We start from the raw sequence: 22,215 nt of genomic DNA on the forward strand, positions 1-22,215 counted from the left end.
CCAAACAACATTCCGCTGCACTCCGAGAACGTAACTTATTATTTTTTAAAGGCGGATATATTTGGGGGGATTTATTGGTACGCCCCTCAAGGAAACGGACCCTCGAATTTGGTACCGGTGCCCGTAAAACGGGTAAAAGAGGTGTTGCGGTTAAACCGTAACGGCAAAAAACCGGAGAAACTGGTGATTGAAAAATACGATGCCGGAGCACAAAAAATGGATACCTTCCATAATGTGGTGGGCCAGGAAGATTTGGATCGTTTCGATCAGGTGAAGAAAAAAAGCCGCCCGAAAAAGCGCACCAATCGGCGTAATCCTAATCAGGGCCGAAAGCAAAATCAGCCCAGCGCACAGGGACCGAAACCCGAACGAAGGCAAGATAAAAACCAGGGAAACGGCCAGGGCCGAAAACCAAAGCAAAACAGAGGGGGAAGCCAAAACCGTCGATCCAATCAAAATCGTAACCAAAACCGTAGTTAAAGAAAACAACGTGCGTTTTACAGCGTTTGATGTAATGATTTTTTGAAGAAAAATAGTTGAAGCAGAATGAGTCGTTTTTTTCAGGTTATACTTTTTACGGGAATTGTGGCGATTATGGCAGCGTGCGAATCGCACAGCGTTTTCGATAAATACAAGCCAATAAACAAAGGCGTTTGGAACAAAGATTCGCTGGTGGTTTTTAACGTGCCGGTTACTGATACCCTTCAAAATCATAATCTTTACATTAATGTGCGCAACAAGGTGGATTACCGCTACAGCAACCTGTGGCTGTTTGTTACCATTGAGCAACCCGGTGGCGAAGCGGTTACCGATACCTTCGAAATGGTGCTGGCCGATCCGTCGGGGAAATGGCTGGGCGAAGGTTTTGGCGGATTAAAAACCCGCGAGGTAATCTACCGGCGCAATGTGTTTTTCCCTCGCTCGGGCGATTATATCATACGCTTGCAGCAGGGCATGCGCAACGACGAGCTAAAAGGAATTTCCGACGTGGGTGTGCGGGTGGAAAAAGTCAAATAGAAGATCAAAGAAATTTATAAATACCAACAGTTTATTTTTTAAAGGTGGGAAAAGGAAAGCTGAAGAAGTTTGATGAAATGATGGGTTTTGAACATGTTGTTCAGGCGCCGTTTCATAAGGTGGGACACGACGATTTTCATTTAAAAGGAAAATGGTCTGCCGAATTTTTTAAAAACGATCAGCCCATAGTTTTGGAGCTGGGTTGTGGTAAGGGAGAATATACCGTGGAATTGGCGGCAATAAACCCGAACATCAATTACATTGGTGTGGATATTAAAGGGGCGCGACTGTGGAAAGGTGCAAAACTGGCCTACCAGCGCGAAATGACAAATGTGGGATTCTTGCGTACCAACATCGAATTGATTCCTCAGTTTTTTGCCAAAGATGAGGTGGACGAGATTTGGCTCACTTTCCCCGATCCGCAAATGCGGAAAGCGAGGAAACGCCTTACCTCAACAACGTTCCTGAATAAATACCGGAATTTTCTGAAACCGGGCGGTGTAGTGCATCTAAAAACCGACAGTAATTTTCAGTACAACTACACGCTGGAAATGGCGAAATTGAATCAATTCGAAATACTGGCCGAAACCGATAATTTGTACGAGTGGGAAGGATTAACTGATGTGCTGCGCATCCGTACGTTTTACGAAAAACAGTGGCTCGACCGCGGAATACCAAGTAAATACCTGGCATTTATTCCCCACGACGGCGAATACACAGAGCCCGAAATTGATATTGAACGCGACGAGTACCGCAGTTTTGGGCGTAGTGCGCGGGACTTGTAGATAACCTGTTGTCATATCGAAGGAAGAATGACTGAGATATCTGTGACTTCTGTGAATAATTGTAACAGATTTCTCACTGTGTTCGAAATGACAAATTAAGGTGAGTTCTTTACCCCTTTGGCTGTAGCCATCCCGAAAAAATCGGGACAGTTTTGAAATTAGGCAGAAGATTATTGGTTCAGCAACTGCGTGGCTTGAAACATGCTCCCCTTTCAAGGGGAGCTCCCGACAGGGTGAGGGGTAGGGCAAAAGATTAAAAGAATACTGGTTTAAAATGAGCGATTTTTTCACACAGGTTTACGAAGTAGTAAAACAAATTCCGCCGGGACGAGTAACATCGTATGGTGCCATTGCTGCTTGTCTTGGGTCGCCGGGAGCAGCTCGAATGGTGGGCTGGGCGATGAATGCCAGTCACTCGCACCCGGAGTTTGTGCCGGCACACCGGGTGGTAAACCGCAACGGACTGCTAACCGGCAAACATCACTTCGATAATCCCAATGCCATGCAGGAGTTGCTTGAAGCCGAAGGGCTGAAGCTGGATGGCGACAAGATCCTCGATTTTAAAGAAAAATTCTGGGACCCGACGAAAGAACTGTAAATGCTTTTATTGCACAACCCAGTCCCATAGGGTCGAAATAGAGGTAGACTATTCGGTTATCACAATTGAAAGTGCCGTAGGTACGACACCTATTCTTTCGGGGGTTAAATTAATATATATGGTCAAATGTTCAAATTAATAGTCAAAACATTTCCGTGTTTAAACTGTTCATCTAATTGCAATTATTAAATTTGCAACTACAAATAATTTTTCAAAAAAGTAAAATAAGCATTTTAAAATGGCAGATATACCAAGAAAATTAATTGTCCCGAAAGATGTTACCGATGCGCTGCGCACCGTAAAATATCCGGGAAGCGACGAAGATGTGGTGCAACTGGAAATGCCACAGGAAATCCGCATTGCCGGACAAAGAATCAGTTTTTCGCTGGTTTTTCAGAAAAGCAACGACCCAAATATTGAGGCACTGGTTATAGCGTGCGAAGCAGCCATAAAAAAATACCTTGGCGAGCAGGTTGAAATTGAAGACAACATTGCCGTGAAATTTATTCACGACATGGAACGCCCCATTTTGCCCAATGTTAAAAACATTGTGGCCATTGCATCGGGTAAAGGTGGTGTTGGTAAATCAACTGTGGCGGTAAATACAGCTGTGGCACTGGCAAAAAGTGGAGCAAAAGTTGGTTTGCTCGATGCCGATATTTTTGGCCCCTCAATTCCAAAAATGTTTGGTGTTGAAGGCGAACGTCCGGCAGGAATAAAGATCGACGACAGAGAAATGATCAATCCGCTGGAAAAATATGGTGTTAAATTCCTTTCGGTAGGCTTTTTTGTTGATCCCGACAGTGCCATAATCTGGCGCGGACCAATGGCGTCGAATGCATTAAAGCAACTGATTTCGGAAGGAAACTGGGGCGAACTGGATTATTTGCTGATCGACCTGCCACCGGGCACCAGCGATATTCACCTTACCCTGGTACAAAGCGTTCCGGTAACCGGAGCGGTAATTGTAACCACTCCGCAAGATGTGGCTTTGGCCGACGTGGTTCGCGGAACCAGTATGTTCCAAAGTAAATCGGTTGATGTACCGGTATTGGGTTTGGTAGAAAACATGGCCTGGTTTACACCGGAAGAACTGCCTGAAAATAAATACTACATTTTTGGTAAGGAAGGTGGTAAAAAACTGGCCGATAAGTTAGGCTTACCATTGTTGGGTCAAATTCCGATTGTTCAGAGCATTCGCGAAGGTGGCGATGAAGGAACACCCGTAGCTGCCAATGGCGATACAATTACGGGGCAGGCTTTTGCCGATGTAGCTGAAAAAGTGAAACATCGTGTGCATGTGCGCAACATACAAATGGCGCCAACCAAAAAGGTAAAAATTTCACGAAAATAAATTGAAAGAGCAGAGGTGCACAAAGCGCGCATCTCTGCCTTTTTTCAGGGCCATAATCCCTTTAAAATGTATTATCTTCCCCATCCGGTAATTAATTCTGTTGAACATTCATTTTTTCTTATTTTTACAGCGTTTACAAAATGCAACAATTCAGGAGCAACAGGCAATAATCTTGTGATTCCTGAGTTTATTCAATGAGTTAACAAAAAACTGCTTGAAGAAACGATTTTTACATACCATATTCCTGTTCTTATTGGTTTCGATTTTTGCCGGCTGTTCTACTGAAAAAAATACCCGTGCATCACGAACTTTCCATAATGTTACTTCGCGTTACAATATTTATTTTAATGCCAACGAGGCAGTAAAAGAGGGTGTTGCAACTATTGAAGAGCGCATTGAGGACGACTTTACGCGTATTTTGCCCATCTACAAAGAGAGCGATCCATCGGTAGCGCGCATGGTAAAATCGGATATGGATTATGCGATTGTAAAATGTTCGAAACTGATCGAGATCCACTCCATTACCAAAAAACCAAAACGTAAAAGAGGAGGTGGTTCGCGCAAATACCAGGAGTTTGCCAGCCAGGAGGAGTTTAACAATTGGATCGACGACAGTTACCTCTTAATGGGGAAAGCTTATTTCTACCAGCACAATTTTTTTGCGGCCATTGATAATTTCTCTTATGTGGTGCGTAAATACCCTGACGAAGAAACGGCCAATGAGGCACAGGTTTGGCTGATTCGGGCCTACACCGAGATGGAACGTTACATTGAAGCCAACGAAGTTATTCAGGCCATTCAGTCGTACGACGATTTTCCAAAAAGTCTGGAGCGCGATTTTGCCATCGCCACAGCTTTCTATTATAAAAAGCAGTTTGAATACGACAATGCCATTCGCCTGCTCGATATTGCCATCGACAAAACATTCTGGAAACAAGATAAAGCCCGCCTGCAATACATTGTAGCGCAGTTGTACCAGAAGCTTGGTCAGAACGAGGCGGCAGCTGCAGCCTTTAGAAAGGTAACCAAAATGAACCCTGATTACACCATGGCCTTTAACGCGATGATAAATGGAGCAGGTGTATTTTCGGGCGAAGGAAATACGGAAGATCTGAAAAAGCAGTTGAATAAAATGCTGCGCGACAAAAAGAATGTCGATTTCCGCGATCAGATTTATTATGCCTTGGGTAACATTTTTTTCCGCGAAGGAAACCGCGATGTGGCCAAGGATAACTACAAACAGTCGGTAGCCACAAGTTTTAAAAATCAATACCAGCGGGCCTTGTCATCAATTACTTTGGCCGATATTTATTTCGAGGATTTGAATTATCGTGGTGCACAGTCGTACTACGATAGTGCAATGATCATTATCGACGAAACGTATCCTAATTACGACAATGTGTCGGCACGCTACCGGAGTTTAACCAACCTGGTCGACAATATCCTGTTGGTTGAACGTGAAGACAGTCTGCAAAGAGTAGCTCAAATGTCGGATGTTGAGCGCGAAGCGTTGATTGCCAGCCTGATGAAAGAAGAGCAGGAGCGCCAGCGAAATATGGAAAATCTGACCCTGCAGGATGCGCAAAGTCAGGGCTACTATCGCTCAAACCGTTACCGCATGGGAATGGGAAATTCAGGTGGCGGCGGCTGGTATTTTTACAATCCGCAAACGGTGTCGTACGGGCGGGTAACGTTCCAGCAGCAATGGGGAAGGCGGGCATTGGAAGACGACTGGCGACGATCGAATAAGGCCACTGTGTCGATGGCAGAAGGCGAAGAAATGGCAGAGGCCGAACCCGAAGAACAACGTGTGGAAGACCCATTGAAAAAGGAATTCTATACGCAGGATTTGCCTTTAACCGACTCTATGATGACAGTGTCGCACGAACGAATTCGCGATGCACTGTACAACTCAGGAAAAATATTTAAATCGGAATTTGAAGATTACGAGCGTTCAGCCGAGGCTTTTGAGGAGCTGATAGAACGCTATCCAAACAATATTTATCTCTTGTCGGCTTATTTTGATTTGTACGATTTGTATGAATTAATGGGCGATAAAGAAAAATCAAACTACTACCGTAATCTCATTATTTCGCAGTATCCGAAAAGTAAGTTTGCGCAGTTTCTGCAAAACCCGAATTTCTTTGTTGAAATGGCAGCCAAAACGGATAGCATGAACCGCTTGTACCAGGAAACATTCCGAAATTACAAGCAGGGAAGGTACCAGGCCGTGCAGTCGCTTACTATGCAAATGAAAAGAATGGAGCCCGATACAGTGATCCTTCCGAAAATTGATTTTATGGAAATGGTTGCCGATGGCGTGTTAACCGATGTGCATAATTTTGAAGCCTTGTTAAAAGGCTACCTGGCTGAATATCCGGCAAAAGAACCATCTGAACTAGCCGGGGAAATACTTAAGCTTATTCAGGACAGTACCTTAACCGACTACCAGAAACTGGTGGAAATGGGTTATATCAGCGAAGAGATTCAAAACGAGGAACTGTTGCCCGAGAATTTCTTTGCCGACGATGAGTTTGGCGGTAAATTCAGTTACGACGAAGATCTGTTGCACTACTTTGTAATTGCCTATCCGCGCGACGAAGAAGACAATATCGATTTGAATCGCCTGAAGTTTGATATTGCAAATTACAACATCGACCACTACACAAAAATTGATTTCGATATTGAAACCGAATACCTCGACGATAAACTGGCTTTTGTGCTGGTGCGCTCGATGACCAACAAAGAAAATGCGCTGATCTATCACGGAGCGATCATCAGAAAAGCTTCGGTGTTTAAAGCCTTACAGGGAATTGACTATATGAACTTTGTGATATCGTCGACCAACTACCGGGCGGTAATGCAGGAACGCTCAACAGCCGATTACATGAAGTTCTTTGTAAAAAATTACAGCCGCTTTATCCGTTCAAATTTCAGCGACGACGATTTGGATATCTCGCCTGAAGAGCTGATGGCGCGTGCCGCAGCCGAAGACAATGCGCTGAACGAACGTGGTACTTTTGTTACGGTAAATGCAGGTCCGGCCGGATTGTACGATACCAATGTTGATACCACACAGAATTTTGTGATTGCCGTAAAAGACAAAAACCTGTCGTTGCGACCATTAATGCGTGGATTTGCCGATTTTAACCGCGACGAGTTCCGTGCCTGGGGACTGGCATTGCAGGCAAAAGAAGTGGGCGATTATCGTTTGCTGGTGGTTCACGGAATTCCGGCACTCAACGAATCGATGTCGTATTTCCGCAGGGCAATTACCACACGTAGTTTGTTCGAACCGCTGGGGCAATCCACCTACCGCAACTTCCTGATTACCGATGATAACCTGCAAGCTATGCTCGACGAGAATAAAGTGGAAGAGTACATCGTTTTCTTCCGCGACAATTATATTCAGCGCCGAGCTTCCGATTCATCATCGGATACCGAAAGCCAGACAGCGGCACCGGCTACGACTACCCAAACTGCTGAGCCAACACCTGCCGTTCAGACAGAAACGGCTTCGCTGGCCGGTTCGCCGTATAACCAGAACATTGCAGGGCCGCACCGCATTGTGTTTGTAATTCCGGCAACAGGTGTATTTAAAGATGCCTTTATTAACGGTATTGCAGCGTATAACCAGTCGAATTTTGCCAACTCGGGTTTTACCATCGAAGAACAGCAGCTTGATCAGGTGCGTCAGCTCATCATTGTAAAAGGTATGGAAGATGAGGCAACGGCACGCCAGTATTTTAGCGTGGTGGTGCGCAACCGCGATCTGTTCGATCCGCTTGGAACTGCGCAGTACCGTAATTTCCTGATTTCGGATGAGAACTTCGGTATTTTCCTTCGCGAGAAGAACATTACCGAATACATGGATTTCTACAAGCAGGTATACCTCAATAAATAGCACCGTTTAATACTTCCCTTAGGAGTAAAGAACTCTTAAAGTTTGTTAAGCACATACTTTAACGGCACCCATTTTGTTCTTATCTTTAACTGATAGGAACGAAACAGAAAACATAAAAAGAATGAATAAGCCAAGAATACTCTGGACAGACGACGAAATAGATCTCTTACGCGCGCACATCATATTTTTACAGGAAAAAGGTTACGAAGTTGAAACGGCGAACAACGGACTCGATGCGATTGAGAAAGTTGAAGCCGGTTATTTCGATATTATTTTCCTCGACGAGAATATGCCGGGCCTTACCGGTTTGGAAACACTGACAAAAATTAAGGACCATGCCCCCAACGTGCCGGTGGTAATGATTACCAAAAGCGAGGAGGAAAATATAATGGATGAGGCAATTGGCGCTAAAATTGCCGATTACCTGATTAAGCCGGTCAATCCAAAACAGATATTGCTGACACTGAAAAAGAACATCGATCAGAAGCGGTTGGTTACCGAGCAAACCACATCGAAATACCAGATGCAGTTTGCCCAGATCGGGATGAAACTGAACGACCGCCTGACTTTTGATGAATGGAAAGATATTTACCGCCAGTTGGTATACTGGGAACTGGAGTTGAGCGAGTCGGAAGATTCGGCTATGGACCAGGTGCTAACCATGCAGAAGGAGGAGGCCAACAAGGCGTTTTTCCGTTTTATAAAAGATAACTACCAGGATTGGTTTGATGCCGATTTTGAAGACCGGCCAATGTTGTCGCCCGATATTTTTAAACACCGTGTTTTTCCAAACCTTAACGACGGTAAAAAGACCTTTGTGCTGGTGGTGGACAATTTACGCTACGACCAGTGGCGGGTTATTAGTCCCGAGATAAATACCTATTTCCGCTCGGTATCAGAAGAGTTGTACTGTGGAATTTTGCCCACAGCAACCATGTATGCGCGTAATGCCATGTTTGCCGGCTTAATGCCTTCGGAAATTGAGAAGTTGTACCCGCAACTGTGGCTCGACGACGATAACGAAGGCTACAAAAACCGCAACGAAGAGGAGTTGCTGCGTAAACAGCTGCAGCGTTTTTCGCGTAAAGAGAGCCTGTATTTCGAAAAAGGATCGGGAGCTAAAAAGGAGCGCTGGGTAAACGATAATCTCAACAATATTCTGAAAAACGACCTTTCGGTGATGGTGGTGAATTTTGTGGATATGATTTCGCATGCCCGCACCGAAATGGACATGATTCGCGAGTTGGCTAACAACGAAAAAGCTTATCGCTCGTTAACCTTAAGCTGGTTTAAAAACTCGTCGTTGCTGGAGTTGTTGAAGGCGCTGGCCGATGAGAATATTCGTGTGGTAATTACCACCGACCACGGAGCTATTCGTGTTGATAATGCGGTGAAGATTATTGGCGACCGCGAAACCAATACCAACCTGCGTTACAAACTGGGTAAAAATTTAAATTTTAAATCGAAGAATGTATTTGAGATTCGCGATCCGCGGAGTATTTATCTGCCATCGCGAAATGTGAGTACCAGCTACGTTTTTGCGCAGGGAACCGACTTTTTTGCTTATCCGAATAACTACAATTATTACGCTAATTATTACAAAGATACGTTCCAGCACGGCGGTATTTCTATGGAGGAATTGATTATTCCGATAGTTACTTTGGATCCTAAAAAGTAGAGTTGAAATACAAAGAATTTTACCGCAGAGACGCTAAGGCGCAAAGGTTCTGAAAACACTTTAAAGTTTTTATTGTTTGCTTACTGCTATTTGCCTATTGCCAATTTATACCTTTTTTAATTGTTCTATTGTCAAATTGTAGAACTGCAAACTGCGACTGCAAACTTTTCTCACACTTCTGCAATCTAAAATCGTTAATCATCATTCGCAAATCTCTGTGTTTAATTCTTGCTTCGTTTTACCACAAAATCTCCTTTTTCGGCACCAACCTTTTGGCCTATAACAGAGCATTTTATCATCAGCAGGTAAAACAGGCGCGGATCGTTTTCATCCATTAATCCTTCAAAATTTCCCATGCCCTTTGAAATGATGAGGTCGGCCGAGCGATAGATTTCCAGAAACTCTTTGCTTACCCGGCGTAGCAAGGTTGACGGCGTATTATCGCCATTTGTGATTAACGAAGCAACATCGTGCAGGCCTACTTCATGGGCTTCTTTTAAGGTAGCATCGTTTAAAACGGGCTGGTCGCGAACGGCAAATATCACATTCGGGTGACCGATGGTTTCCAGAAAGAGTTTGTCCATTACAATTTCGCCACAATTGTCGCCCAGGTACAAAATGGTTTTAGCCTTTTTTATCGCTGCTTCTAATGCCTCCGAATCGTCAACGGCAAACGAGGTTTGGAATACCCGCTCAATGGTTTCGTCCACATCAAAACGGTGTGTTGGTCCAAAGTCGATAATGTTTCCGGCAATGGCGTATCGCAGTGCCGTATCGAATTTATCGATGGAGGTTTCCACCTTTGTTTTAAATTCGCTGTAACGACTCAACAATGCCTGGTTGCTTTCTTCTTTTTCAGTGCTAAACGGATCTTTTACTTCCGATTCTTTCGCCAGTTCCCTTAAAATATTGCTGGTAATTTCGGGCGAAAAACTTTTGTCGAGGTCAATGCCCGCAATGGTTGAAATGGCCTGACTCACAATCTTATTTCGTTTTTCCTCTGCAATTTCGTATTTGTCCATACGTTTTTGCAGTGCTTTTACCTGGCAGATTAGGCATTCGTAGTTCATGCTAAAAAAGTTTGAAGCCGGAAGTCAGAAGTTCTGGTTCCGAGTTGGGAGTAAAAGTAACAGAAGTTTCTTAATTAAAGTGTATTGAGCTAATGTTTGAAAATATGTTTATTATAGAGTTAATTTTTTATATTACTGCCCCTTCTTCATCTGCGCATAAAGTTTATTTGCAAAAATAAAATCTTCGAGTTTTTGATTGTCCGATTTTAGAATATCTTCCTTGGTACCTTCCCATTCTTTCTGGCCATGAGAAATAAACAGCACCGATTCGCCAATTTCAATCACCGAATTCATATCGTGGGTGTTGATTATGGTGGTCATCTGAAATTCTTTGGTAAGCGTTTGAATGAGTTGATCGATAACCGTTGCAGTTTCGGGGTCGAGGCCCGAGTTGGGTTCGTCGCAAAACAGGTATTTCGGATTCAGTGCTATGGCACGTGCAATGGCTACACGTTTTTGCATACCACCACTAATTTCGCTGGGCGAAAGATTAAAAGCCTGTTTATCAATGTTTACATGGTCGAGGCAAAATTCAACACGTTTTTGTTTTTCCGCCGGACTCATTTTGGAAAACATATCCAATGGGAAACGAACATTGCCTTCCACCGAGATACTATCAAACAAGGCTCCGCCCTGGAAAACCATTCCCACCTCACGGCGCAGAATTTTTCGTTCCTTTTGATTCATCTGGGTGAAATTGCGGTCGTTGTACCAAATCTCACCACTATCCACCTCGAACAGACCCAGTGTTGATTTCAGCAAAACAGTTTTTCCCGAACCGCTTCGGCCAATGATCAGGTTGGTTTTTCCCTGTTCAAACACGGTTGAAATATTATTCAGAACCGTATTGCCGTCGAATGTTTTTACAATGTTTTTAAGCGTAATCATGTTAATAGCAAGCGGGTTAAAATTAAATCGAAAAACAGGATAAGAATATTGGTGTTAACCACGGCTTTTGTACTGGCTTTACCCACTTCGAGGGCACCGCCCTGCACGTAGTAACCAAAATAGGCCGGCACCGAAGCCACCAGAAATCCAAAAAACAAAGATTTTATTAACGAGAAAGTAATGTAATAGGGGTAAAACAGCCACTGGATACCGGAAATATAATCGGGAATAGATATTACCCCTGCAATTGGCCCCGTAACCATACCGCCCAGCAAACCAAAGAATACACTGATGATATACAAAAACGGAAAGACAAATACCACTGCAATAATCTTTGGAAGAATAAGGTAGCTTGCCGAATTTACACCCATAATTTCAAGCGAATCAATTTGCTCGGTAACACGCATGGTGCCAATCTCGGATGTAATATTGGAGCCCACTTTTCCGGCCATAATAAGGGCCAGCATGGTTGACGAGAATTCGAGTAAAAGCGTATCGCGTGTACCCAAACCAACCAGCTCAACAGGGTAAAGAGGATTTGCCATACTGTAGGCGAACTGGATGGTCATAATTCCGCCAATAAAAACCGAAATGATAATTACGATTCCAACCGAGTTTACGCCCAGGTTATCGATTTCGTGAAACAATTGCCTGATATACAGCTTGTGTTTCTCGGGTCGGGCAAAAACCCGTTTCAGCATCGAAAAATATCGACCAATATGAAAGAAAAACCCCATTGTTTATAGTTTCTTGCTAATGTAATCGGCTAAAATTACAACTTAATATGCGGAAACAAAATTTTTATGAATTTGAATCGGGCTGAGGCAACAATAACAAAATAATTCCGTATTTTCAAAGTTACAATCTCAGGGAAGATTGATAATACGAACAAAACACATTCAGATGGCTAACAATTTTTGTGTGATAATGGCTGGTGGAGTAGGAAGTCGATTTTGGCCACTTAGCCGTACAGCACGTCCAAAACAGTTTTTAGATATTTTAGGAACAGGAAAAACATTTATTCAACAGGCATACGAGCGGTTTCAGGAGATCGTACCCAAAGAAAACTACCTTGTTGTAACAAACGCATTATATAAAGATCTTGTAAAAACGCAGCTTCCCGAACTTAAAGATGAGCAGATTTTGCTGGAACCCCTGCGACGCAATACCGCACCGTGTTTGGCTTATGCTGCCAATAAAATTGCCCTCACCGATCCTGACGCAAATATCATTATAACGCCGTCGGATCATTTTATACTGAAAGAGGAGGAGTTTAAAAAACAAATCCGGAACGGGTTGGAATTTGTTTCAGAAAAACCAGCTTTATTAACGCTGGGAATAAAACCCTGCCGTCCGGAAACCGGATATGGTTATATCCAGGTGAAACGGAAAAAGGAGTTTAAGGATCTTGACAACCTGTATAAAGTAAAAACCTTCACCGAGAAGCCCAACGAAGAGATGGCGAAGATTTTTATCGAAAGTGGTGAATTTTACTGGAACTCGGGAATTTTTATTTCATCGCTGTCAACCATGCTCGAGTCGCTGCAACAGCATTTAACCGAAATTGCATTAAAATTTGAACATGGACGAAAGCTGTTGAATACCGCCAGCGAGGAGCCTTTTATCCGAAAAACATATTCCGAATGCCAGGCCATATCAATCGATTACGGTATTATGGAAAAAGCGAAAAATGTGTATGTGCTAACGGCTGATTTTGGCTGGAGCGACCTGGGAACCTGGAGTTCGTTGTACGAAAACAAGGAAAAAGATGGACAGGGCAATGTAATTCGGGCCGATAATGTGATGCTGTATGATACCGAAAACTGCATTGTAGATATCTCGAAAAATAAAATGGCAGTAATTCAGGGCCTCGATGGTTTTATAATTGCCGAACGAAACGATACCTTAATGATTTGCCGACGCGAAGATGAAGATCAGATAAAGAAGTTTGTTACTGATGTTCGCATTCAGAAGGGCGATTCGCTGGTATAGAATTCTAAAATAATTGCACGCAGATAACGCAGATTTCAGGAGTAAGATATTTTTTCTCCTCGATAATTGCAATAAAAAAACGGGTAGTCAATAAAGGCTACCCGTTTTCTGTTAAAAGCATCGGTTTATTCCGATACTTCTGCTTTTTTAGGTCTGTTTTCTTCCGGTAAATTACCGGTCCATTTTTTTATGGTGTAATTAATCCGGATGGTAATCATATACATCACCGGAGAAAGTAACAGGGTTAAGAAAGTGGCAAAGGTAAGACCAAAAATTACAGTCCACGACATTGGCCCCCAGAACGCTACACTTTCGCCACCAATTGATATTTGCGGATCGAAACGTGAGTACAAGGTAAAAAAGTCGAAGTTCAATCCCACAGCCAGAGGTAACAACCCTAAAACAGTTGTAACTGCGGTAAGTAATACCGGGCGTAAACGGGTTTTTCCGGCATGTACCAATGCGTTTAATTCTACATCTTTAGGTAGAAATGCTTTCTCGGAGTAACCAAGTTCCAATCGCTTGCGTTTACGGGTAAGGTCGATATAATCGATCAGTACAATACCGTTATTTACAACAATTCCGGCCAGCGAGATGATTCCAATTCCGGTCATTATTACTACAAATTCCATTTGGAAGATACCTAAACCGAGGAAAACGCCAATGGTGCTGAATATTACTGTTGCTATGATAATTGCAGGGCGGATAAACGAATTAAACTGCGTAACCATAATAATCATGATCATGGCTACCGCAATAAGAAGTGCAAAGAACAGAAATTCCATACTTTCGGCTTGTTCTTTCTGCTCTCCCGTAAACTCATAGCTATAGCCTGCAGGCATTTCGTAATCAGCCAGAATTTGCTCAATACGTGCATTAATTTCATTGGCATTGTATCCTTCTACTACTCCGGATGAAATAGTAATTACGCGTTTAAAATCAATGCGACTGATTTTATCGTATGAACTGGAAAACTTAAACTTAGCTACTGATGAGATAGGTATAGAATTATCGTTTACATGTATCTTTTGATTCATCAATGTAGAAACGTCATTTCTGTACTTTTCATCCAGGCGAACGAAAATGTCGAACTCGTCTTCACCATCCTTAAACTGACTGGCTTCGTATCCATAAATTGCATTTCGGAAAGCCATTGCTATTTGTTGCGTAGAAAGTTCGTATAATCGTGCTTGCTCACGGTCCACCTCAATCAGCATCTCCGGTTGGTTCGTATTAATGTTCAACTTTAATTCATCGATTCCAGGGATGTTGTCTTCTTCAATAATTTGCAGGAAATCGTCAGTAATGGCAATTAGCTGGTCAAATTCATCGCCGCTAATATCTATGTTTACCGGATTTCCGGTAGGTGGTCCCATGTCGCCACTTTCAACAAATATTTTTGCGCCAACAAAGCCATCCAGATCTTTAGAAATTTGCTGCATAATGGCACTTGTATTGGCTCCATCCCGATACTTAAATTGTACAAAGCTCACCGAGATTAAACATTTGTTTGGGCTTGATTCTTCCTCAAACATTCCTCCTTTTCCAACACCTACGTTAGTTGTTACCGATTTAACAATATCGCTATATGGCGAAAGTGTATTTTTTACAATTGCTTCAACTTCGCTGGCCACTTCATCGGTGCGCTCTATGGAAGTTCCCAGAGGCAGTTCCATACTAACAAAAACGGTATTTGGCGGAACATCGGGGAAGAATACCATCTTCGGGTTACCTCCAAAATAGAATCCCATTGAGAATAAAAGCAGCAATATCGTTCCTCCAAAATAAATATAGGGCCATGGTCCCGACAATGCATGTCGCAACTGGCGCGTATAGAGGTTCTCAAGTTTAACGAGTAATATAGTTTGGAACCAACGTGCCAGACCTCTTAAAACAAACAGATTTAAAAGCATCAGACCAGCTATAGTTGCCAATAAGTTAGCTACTAGAAATATTTGTCCGGCATAGAAAAAAACTGCTGCTCCGCCAAGAATCGCAGCATTACGCAATACACGCTTTTTATTTGCTTTTTTTGTTATATCATCAACTTTCATAAACCCTGCAATAAAAGCAGGATTAAGAATGAGGGCCACAAACAATGAAGAGGCAAGCACAACAATTAATGTTTGCGGGAAGATTTTCATAAATTCACCTATCATGCCTTCCCATGCCAGAAGTGGGAAAAAGGCGGCGAGCGTAGTAAGTGTTGACGATATAATGGGAAAGGCGATTTCGCTTACTCCGTGTTTTGTGGCTTTTAATAGAGGAACTCCACTACTGTATAAGCGGTAAACATTTTCAACCACTACAATGGCATTGTCAACCAACATACCCAGTGCCAGTATTAGCCCGTAAAGTACCATTGAGTTTAAGGTAATGCCCAATTGTTGAAGAATAACAAAGGACAAAAACATAGACAAAGGAATGGAGAGGCCGGCAAAAAGTGCATTCCTGAAACCAAGAAACAGAAACAGCACAAAAGTTACCAGTATCATTCCGAGAATAATACTGTTTTCAAGACTCGAAATAGTATTTTCAATCTCGATTGTCATATCATCAGTAACCACAATATTCAGATCTTTGGGAATTTGCCCGCGAGCTTTTAACTGGTCTATTCCATTAAAAACATTCTCGGAGGCAGAAAGAATATTTTCTCCTGATTTTTTGGTTACCGACAGCGTTACGACGGGTTTATTATCTACCCGGGCAATGGTTGCCTGTTCCTTATAGTCATCAACAACAGTGGCAATATCACGAATATATACGGGTTTGCCCATGTTTACTTTTACTATGGTATTGGCAATTTGGTCGATACTGGTATAATTGGCATCGGTGCGAATGGTTCGTCGGGTTTGGTCGGCAGTAAACTGACCGGCTCCCATGCTGATGTTTTCCAGCTGAATAGCAAAGGCTACATCATCAAATGTAAGGCCTACGGCATCAAGCTTGAATGGATCAATGTTAATTTGGATTTCTCTTTCTTCAACTCCACGGATGTTTGCCTCCGAAATTTCGCTGTAGCTTTCGAACTCCTCTTGCATTACTTCAGCATATTTCTTCAAATCACGAATGCTGTACTCTCCCGAAACATTTACATTCATAATCGGATATTCGGATAGGTCGAAATCAGTGACATAGGGATCACTCGGCAGGTCTCCGGGAAGTTCTGATTTGGCTTTATCAACACGGTCTTTAGTATCCTGTAGTGCCTGTTTAATGGTAACGTTCGTATTAAATTCAACAATAATAACACTTGCATCCTGATATGATGCTGACGATACTTTTTTTATCCCTTTCAGGCCTTTTAGCTCTTTTTCGATTGGCCGGGTGCACAAATTCTCAATATCAACCGGTGAGTTACCGGGGTATAAAGTTTGAATAAAAATATAAGGCACAACAATTTCAGGCATAGCTTCGCGGGGCATTTGGTTGTACGAAAAAATACCAAATACCACCAGCAGGGCGGTGAAAATGTATACTGTTATTTTATTTTTCAATGAAAGAAGCGTGGGCTTAAATACACGCGTAATTTCAAATTCTTTGTTTTCAGGTTCTTTCTCCATCATGAAGAGTTTTAAGGTAGTTGTTTAATTGATTTGTACAGCTGTTCCGTTAACAACCTGATTATAACCCTCTGAGATTATCCTCATTCCGGCGCTTAGCCCATCAACAATTTCGGTCATGTTGTTGTTGGTAACACCAGGAGTAACATAAACTTTTCGAGCTACATCTTCTCCATTTTCTTTTTCAACAACATAAGTGTAGTGGCCGTTAAAGTCTTCCTTAATATAAAGCAAAGGCACAACAATAGCCGAATCGTTTATATAGTCGCGCAATGAAATCACGGAAACCAGGTTGGGCTTGATAAGGTTTGTGGGATTATTGATGTTGATACGCACGCGGAATGTACGGTTATTAGGATCGATGGTATTACCGATCTGGTTAATTTTAGCATCAACAGTTTTGTCTAAGGCCGGGAAACGAATTTCAACATTGTCGCCCTGGTGTACTTTGGTAATGTACGATTCGGAGATATCGCCGTAAATTTTAATGTTGCCAGTATTAATTACCTTGGCAAACGGTGTTTGCGGGCTGCCAATATTTCCTTTCTTTTGGTAAACAATGTCAACCACACCGTTAATAGGCGATTTTACCTCTGACATTTCAATTTGCGTATTTAAACTTTGAATCCTCTTTTCAAGACTTTCTTTATTGTTTTTGGCCTGCAGGTATTGCATCTCAGAGCCAATGTTCTGGTCCCACAGGTTTTTCTGACGCTCGTAATTTGTTACGGCCAAATCCAATTGTACCTGCAGCTCTTCAATCGAACGTTCCAAAACATCGGTGTTAAGGCGCGCCATAACCTGCCCTTTGCTTACCTGTTGGCCTTCAGATACCAGTACTTCTTTTATAATTCCTGCCGATTCGGGACTTACATTCACATCCTGCTCGGCTTCAACTTTTCCGGTAACTTCAATAAAGTGTTCAAACTTTTGATTTTCAAGCGTGTTGGTTTTAATATTAACCAGTTCTTCGGTTTCGTTAGCAGATAGTTCCATTTCAAGCACGTGTATTTGTTGCTCAAGCGTGTGAACCTGCTGCTTTAATTCCTGCAATTGTTCTCGTTTGGCGGCTTCGTCGGTAACCTTTGTATTTCCGCAAGCCGAAACTATAAGTGCGGTTGTTAATATGAATAGAATCTTTTTCATCGTATTTAATTTTTTTGTTTTCGTTTATAATGCGCCGGCGGCTTTTTTCAGATTTAAATCGGCTTGCAGCAACGATAACGTTGAGGTAACCAATTGTTGCGAGGTGGTTATGTACTGTGTTTCCTGCTGTGAAAGCTCGGCACTGCTAACCATTCCGTTATTAAATTTTATTTGTGTTTTATCCAAAATGCTTTTTGCCAGATCGCGGTTTTCACGTGTGTTTAAAAACTGTTCGCGTGCCGTTTCCATATCAGCCGATGCCATTAAGTAATCTTTCTGAAGTGTTACCTCAGCGTAACGCATATCGTTTTCTGCTTTGTCGAGTTCGATGCGCGCCCGTTGTACTTTTGCACGTTTATTACCTGAATTGAAAATGGGAATCGATGCCTGCACACCGATTAGCGACGATGGGAACCACTCTTCTTTAAACAGGTTGGCTTTGTTGCCGTATGATGTACGTGAGTAGCTGTAAAAAGCATTAAGCTTTGGCAAATAAGCTACTTTTTCCAATCGGTACAGTTTGTCTGAAACTTCAAAATTCGACTGGGCCAAACGGTAATCGATGTGGTTGATCAGATCAAGATCGATAGAATTCAATTCCTGCACTAATGGCGAAACGAAAACATCCAGGTCATCAGTTAATTCAATCTCCTGGCTCAGATCGAAGCCCATGGTATATTTCAGAACCGTTTTGGCAATTGTTAATTCTCTTTCCGAGCGAAGTACTTCGTTTTCGGCATTTTTTTGCAAAATTCTTAGCTGGTCAACATCTTGTTGTTCGCGAAAGCCATTTTCGTAATACACCTTGGTTTCTTCGTACAAACGGGTGCTGTTTTCCAAACTTTCAAGCATAACCTCGCGATAGCGTTGGCTAATTAACACGGCGTAGTAGGCCTGTGCCACTGCGCTGCGTATGTCGATCTCCGTTTTTTCGTTGACTTGTTTGGCCAGGTTTAAATACAATTCGGCCGAGCTCACTCCAACAATCCACGAACCATCGAAGATTTGTTGTGATACGCTGAATCCGAAGTCGGCATTGTAGTCCTGACCAAATTTTACAGGAATGTAAGTGCCAGGGTCTCCTCCAAAAAATTCACCGGGAATTAAAGAAACCGGCAGATTCAGAAATGCGTTATAATTAGCTGTTCCCGATACCTGTGGCAATCCGGTTGTAATGGTTTCCCACACCTGTTTTTGGGCGATTGTCACATCTTGTTTCGTATTGAACAAAACATACGAGTTTTGCATGGCATATTGTGTGGCCTGGTCGAGCGAAAATCCGGTGTTTTGTTCTTCCTGAGCTTTCAGCGACAGTCCCACAACTGACAAGAATAAAAACAAGATGATTTGTTTAATTTGTTTCTTCATACTGAACTTTGTTAAGCTGTTTTTTATAATATTTTATTCCTTTCTCGGTACAAATAGCATTCATGTGGTAGTCCATCATGCTATCGAAAAATGCGAGCGAGTTTACTTCGTACTCTTCAAAAATTCCATAATCCGGATTCATGGTGTACAACATTCTTCCCACCTGCAGTTTGGCAATCAGATACGGATCAAGATCGGTGCGATACAGATCTTGCGTCATTCCCAGTTTCAGGTTATCGATGGTACTGGTAAAAATGCGCTCGCGTTTTACCTCATTAATCTTTTTATACAATCCGGGATAATATTTTTTTAGGTCCTTCTCAATGCTATTGTTGTAGAACTTAAAAATAAATGCCACATGCTTGCGAATGAGTAGAATACTATCGATGGCATTTGTATCATCCAACTCCTTAAAAGTTTTTCCACTTTCTTCAATATAGAACTCGATAACCTGGTTTACCAAATCTTCTTTATCGGTAAAATATTGGTAAAGTGTTTTTTTCGATATCCCGAATTCGGCTGCCACAGTGTCCATGGTAACCGCACGTATGCCTTTCTTAAAATAAAGATGGCCCACGTTTTCTATAATGTATTTCTTCTTTTCTTCCACGCGGCAAAAGTATGCTTATTTTCTCAGGAAACTTTAGTCGTGTAAAAAGTTTTTACACGACAGTGCGTTTAAACTTCCCAGTTCTATAGACTTTTAAATCGTAAAATAGTTACACAAAACTATTCGATTTGAAAAAGTTTCCGTGGTTTTAATCGGTGAATGGCGAATATTTACCAATAAACGCCGATTATGCTATTGTGGAAAAAGAAAGGTTTTGGCGATGATAAGATCCTGGGGCCAGGTAATTTTAATGTTTTCGCGGTTGCCATTAACAAGATGAATTTTATGTCCGGCGTTTTCAAGTACGGAAGCATCGTCGGTAAAATTTTCGTGTTGAGCCTTTTGGTATGCTTCCTTTATGGTTTGTACATCAAAAGTTTGTGGTGTTTGTACCAAAAAATATTTACTTCGGTCAACCGATTTATTGCCATGTTCATCCGAATAACGAATCGACTCTGCCGGAGGAACAACCGGTAAGGCGTTACCCGATTTTTTGGCTTCCGAAAAACAGTGCTCAATGGTTTCCTTTGTAACAAGCGGACGAACGCCATCGTGGATAAAAACAATGCCATCGTCAACAATTTGTGCGAGCCCGTTTTTTACCGATTGAAAACGATTTTCACCTCCAAAAGCAAGTTTATACGCTGTGCTAAAAGCATGTTCTTTGCAAAGTTTCTTCCAGTGTTCAAGCTGTGATTCGGGTAAAACCAGTACAAATTCAATGTTGGGGTCAAAACGTAAAAAGGCTTCAAAAGTGTACATCAAAACGGGCTTCCCTTCAATTTCGAGAAACTGTTTCGGAACGGAAGCCCCCATTCGGTTTCCGCTGCCGCCTGCAACAATTAAGGCAAACTTTTTTAGCATCAATTCTGTTTTTTGTTTACATTGAAAGCTAAAATAGTGCAAACTATTCTACTATGGGGAAAGTTCTTGGATTTTTAAAGCAGCTGGAGGAAAACAACAATCGCGAGTGGTTTAACGATAACCGAAAATGGTACGATGAAAGCAGAGAAAAGCTACTTCTTCTTACCGATGTGCTGATTAACGAGATTGGTGAATTCGATCCGGCGGTGCGGGGTTTACAACCCAAAGATTGTGTTTTTAGGATATTCCGCGATGTGCGGTTCTCAAAAGATAAACGCCCGTACAAAACCAATTTTGGCAGTTTTATATGTAAAGGCGGCCGGAAAAGTATGAATCCGGGTTATTATTTTCATATTGAGCCCGGTGCTTGTTTTATTGCCGGCGGAATATATATGCCACCGGCACCGGTGCTAAAATCGATAAGGAATTATGTGGCTGACCATGCCGAGGAATTTCTGGAAATTACCGATGAAACTGAATTTAAAAAACAGTTTCCGGAAATGTATGACGATAAATTAAAGCTGGCTCCAAAGGGTTTTCCGAAAGATCATGAGCACATTGATTTGCTGAAAAACAAATCGTATATCTATTCAAAACCGCTGGAAGATAAGGTAGTTACGAGTGATAGTTGCATTAAAAAAGTGGTGCAGCTTTACGAACAACTTTATCCGGTTAACGTATTTTTATACGAAGCCCTGGCCTAAAAATTATTTTTATTGTTTCTTAATAAAAGTTCGTAGGGTTACTTTTTACGGCTCTAAAGAATATTATATTATAAGACCCTTATTTTTTATCTTCCCGATTTCAATGAAATGCCCCGGTTGTTCTGACCGGGGTTCTTTTATTTATAACCATTCAATACAGAGGTGGTTAGCATCATTTTTTGTTTTTCAGATTGGAAAGAATAATTACTTTTGCTGCCATTAAATATCAAATTCTTATAATTTAACGACTATGAAAAAAGTACTACTTGCAATGGCTTTTGTTGCATTTATGTTTTCTGTTAATGCCCAAAATGTACAGTTACATTACGATTTCGGCGAAGGCCGCAAAATGTTGACCTCAACAGTAGAAATGTTCCGTCCCGATGCTTACGGTTCGACATTCTTTTTCATCGACATGGATTATGGTGCTGATGGAACAGGAATCGACAATGGTATTTCGTTGGCTTACTGGGAAATTGCACGTGCTTTTAAATGGAACGAAACTCAGAAATTTATGCCACGTGTTGAATACAATGGGGGTACAATGAGTATTGGCGGTGGAGTTTGGATTCCTATTGAAAACTGCTGGTTAGCAGGTGTGGAACGTACCTGGGCTTCGGCTGATTTCTCTAAAATTCTGACTTTGCAGGCCAACTACAAGTACATTAAAGACA

17 protein-coding genes and 1 pseudogene are annotated in these 22,215 nt (G+C 42.1%); 10 read left to right on the forward strand and 8 right to left on the reverse strand.

Annotation, left to right across the window (positions count from 1 at the left end; translation table 11 throughout):
- The 7 genes and pseudogenes from ABZB17_RS07730 to ABZB17_RS07760 form a co-directional block, all read left to right on the forward strand.
- A pseudogene (locus ABZB17_RS07730) lies at positions 1-480 on the forward strand (hypothetical protein); the annotation flags it as partial.
- 66 nt (positions 481-546) lie between these two features.
- Entirely contained in the window at positions 547-1,017 is a 471-nt protein-coding gene (locus ABZB17_RS07735; RefSeq protein ID WP_372649140.1) for a gliding motility lipoprotein GldH, read from the forward strand.
- Between the two features lie 44 nt (positions 1,018-1,061).
- The gene (trmB, locus tag ABZB17_RS07740) at positions 1,062-1,802 is read left to right on the forward strand and encodes a tRNA (guanosine(46)-N7)-methyltransferase TrmB (protein WP_372649142.1); all 741 of its coding nucleotides are present in this window, start codon (positions 1,062-1,064) and stop codon (positions 1,800-1,802) included.
- Between the two features lie 274 nt (positions 1,803-2,076).
- On the forward strand, positions 2,077-2,400 hold the full coding sequence (locus ABZB17_RS07745; protein ID WP_372649144.1) for an MGMT family protein: 324 nt from the start codon (positions 2,077-2,079) through the stop codon (positions 2,398-2,400).
- A gap of 238 nt (positions 2,401-2,638) precedes the next feature.
- A complete protein-coding gene (locus tag ABZB17_RS07750; protein WP_372649146.1) occupies positions 2,639-3,754 on the forward strand; it encodes a P-loop NTPase in 1,116 nt (371 codons plus the stop codon).
- Positions 3,755-3,968: 214 nt separating this feature from the next.
- Entirely contained in the window at positions 3,969-7,658 is a 3,690-nt protein-coding gene (locus ABZB17_RS07755; protein WP_372649148.1) for a tetratricopeptide repeat protein, read from the forward strand.
- A 121-nt stretch (positions 7,659-7,779) separates the two neighbouring features.
- Positions 7,780-9,336, forward strand: a complete 1,557-nt coding sequence (locus ABZB17_RS07760; protein ID WP_372649150.1) for a PglZ domain-containing protein — start codon at positions 7,780-7,782, stop codon at positions 9,334-9,336.
- Between the two features lie 221 nt (positions 9,337-9,557).
- Here ABZB17_RS07760 and ABZB17_RS07765 read toward each other — a convergent pair whose 3' ends face one another.
- From ABZB17_RS07765 to ABZB17_RS07775, 3 genes are all read right to left on the reverse strand, one after another.
- A complete protein-coding gene (locus ABZB17_RS07765) occupies positions 9,558-10,406 on the reverse strand; it encodes a DUF89 domain-containing protein (RefSeq protein WP_372649152.1) in 849 nt (282 codons plus the stop codon).
- 132 nt (positions 10,407-10,538) lie between these two features.
- Complete coding sequence (locus ABZB17_RS07770) at positions 10,539-11,294, reverse strand: ABC transporter ATP-binding protein (RefSeq protein ID WP_045025957.1); 756 nt, start codon at positions 11,292-11,294, stop codon at positions 10,539-10,541.
- Positions 11,291-12,031 carry an ABC transporter permease gene (locus ABZB17_RS07775; protein WP_045025958.1) on the reverse strand — a complete coding sequence of 247 codons (741 nt, stop codon included), beginning with the start codon at positions 12,029-12,031 and terminating at the stop codon, positions 11,291-11,293. Before ABZB17_RS07775 ends, ABZB17_RS07770 begins: the two co-directional genes overlap by 4 nt.
- Before the next feature lie 166 nt (positions 12,032-12,197).
- On the opposite strand from ABZB17_RS07775, the gene ABZB17_RS07780 reads away from it, so the two are divergent.
- Positions 12,198-13,286 carry a mannose-1-phosphate guanylyltransferase gene (locus ABZB17_RS07780; RefSeq protein ID WP_372649154.1) on the forward strand — a complete coding sequence of 363 codons (1,089 nt, stop codon included), beginning with the start codon at positions 12,198-12,200 and terminating at the stop codon, positions 13,284-13,286.
- A gap of 125 nt (positions 13,287-13,411) precedes the next feature.
- On the opposite strand, the gene ABZB17_RS07785 is transcribed toward ABZB17_RS07780, so the two are convergent.
- The 5 genes from ABZB17_RS07785 to ABZB17_RS07805 all read right to left on the reverse strand — a co-directional run bounded on the left by ABZB17_RS07785 (position 13,412) and on the right by ABZB17_RS07805 (position 20,837).
- Entirely contained in the window at positions 13,412-16,849 is a 3,438-nt protein-coding gene (locus ABZB17_RS07785) for an efflux RND transporter permease subunit (protein WP_372649156.1), read from the reverse strand.
- 24 nt (positions 16,850-16,873) lie between these two features.
- Positions 16,874-17,995, reverse strand: a complete 1,122-nt coding sequence (locus ABZB17_RS07790; RefSeq protein ID WP_372649158.1) for an efflux RND transporter periplasmic adaptor subunit — start codon at positions 17,993-17,995, stop codon at positions 16,874-16,876.
- Positions 17,996-18,019: 24 nt separating this feature from the next.
- A complete protein-coding gene (locus tag ABZB17_RS07795) occupies positions 18,020-19,363 on the reverse strand; it encodes a TolC family protein (protein WP_372649160.1) in 1,344 nt (447 codons plus the stop codon).
- A complete protein-coding gene (locus tag ABZB17_RS07800) occupies positions 19,347-19,973 on the reverse strand; it encodes a TetR/AcrR family transcriptional regulator (RefSeq protein WP_303925362.1) in 627 nt (208 codons plus the stop codon). Before ABZB17_RS07800 ends, ABZB17_RS07795 begins: the two co-directional genes overlap by 17 nt.
- Positions 19,974-20,165: 192 nt before the next feature.
- Complete coding sequence (locus ABZB17_RS07805; RefSeq protein ID WP_372649162.1) at positions 20,166-20,837, reverse strand: 2-C-methyl-D-erythritol 4-phosphate cytidylyltransferase; 672 nt, start codon at positions 20,835-20,837, stop codon at positions 20,166-20,168.
- 53 nt (positions 20,838-20,890) lie between these two features.
- Between ABZB17_RS07805 and ABZB17_RS07810 the strand changes: the two genes are divergently transcribed.
- Together ABZB17_RS07810 and ABZB17_RS07815 are read left to right on the forward strand one after the other, a co-directional pair.
- Positions 20,891-21,541 (forward strand): DUF2461 domain-containing protein, encoded by a 651-nt coding sequence (locus ABZB17_RS07810; RefSeq protein ID WP_372649164.1) that lies wholly within the window; start codon positions 20,891-20,893, stop codon positions 21,539-21,541.
- 250 nt (positions 21,542-21,791) lie between these two features.
- The coding region (locus ABZB17_RS07815; protein ID WP_372649166.1) for a DUF5020 family protein at positions 21,792-22,215 on the forward strand (424 nt) is incomplete at its 3' end.

The organism is Draconibacterium sp. (assembly GCF_041583095.1).
Lineage (GTDB): Bacteria > Bacteroidota > Bacteroidia > Bacteroidales > Prolixibacteraceae > Draconibacterium.

What these genes read in the sequence shown, in the direction of transcription:
- ABZB17_RS07765 (WP_372649152.1), bottom strand. Translation starts at nt 10,406, where the DNA reads ATGAACTACGAATGCCTAATCTGCCAGGTAAAAGCACTGCAAAAACGT.
- ABZB17_RS07775 (WP_045025958.1), bottom strand. Translation starts at nt 12,031, where the DNA reads ATGGGGTTTTTCTTTCATATTGGTCGATATTTTTCGATGCTGAAACGG.
- ABZB17_RS07780 (WP_372649154.1), top strand. Translation starts at nt 12,198, where the DNA reads ATGGCTAACAATTTTTGTGTGATAATGGCTGGTGGAGTAGGAAGTCGA.
- ABZB17_RS07790 (WP_372649158.1), bottom strand. Translation starts at nt 17,995, where the DNA reads ATGAAAAAGATTCTATTCATATTAACAACCGCACTTATAGTTTCGGCT.
- ABZB17_RS07805 (WP_372649162.1), bottom strand. Translation starts at nt 20,837, where the DNA reads ATGCTAAAAAAGTTTGCCTTAATTGTTGCAGGCGGCAGCGGAAACCGA.
- ABZB17_RS07750 (WP_372649146.1), top strand. Translation starts at nt 2,639, where the DNA reads ATGGCAGATATACCAAGAAAATTAATTGTCCCGAAAGATGTTACCGAT.
- ABZB17_RS07745 (WP_372649144.1), top strand. Translation starts at nt 2,077, where the DNA reads ATGAGCGATTTTTTCACACAGGTTTACGAAGTAGTAAAACAAATTCCG.
- ABZB17_RS07795 (WP_372649160.1), bottom strand. Translation starts at nt 19,363, where the DNA reads ATGAAGAAACAAATTAAACAAATCATCTTGTTTTTATTCTTGTCAGTT.
- ABZB17_RS07760 (WP_372649150.1), top strand. Translation starts at nt 7,780, where the DNA reads ATGAATAAGCCAAGAATACTCTGGACAGACGACGAAATAGATCTCTTA.
- ABZB17_RS07770 (WP_045025957.1), bottom strand. Translation starts at nt 11,294, where the DNA reads ATGATTACGCTTAAAAACATTGTAAAAACATTCGACGGCAATACGGTT.
- ABZB17_RS07810 (WP_372649164.1), top strand. Translation starts at nt 20,891, where the DNA reads ATGGGGAAAGTTCTTGGATTTTTAAAGCAGCTGGAGGAAAACAACAAT.
- ABZB17_RS07785 (WP_372649156.1), bottom strand. Translation starts at nt 16,849, where the DNA reads ATGGAGAAAGAACCTGAAAACAAAGAATTTGAAATTACGCGTGTATTT.
- ABZB17_RS07735 (WP_372649140.1), top strand. Translation starts at nt 547, where the DNA reads ATGAGTCGTTTTTTTCAGGTTATACTTTTTACGGGAATTGTGGCGATT.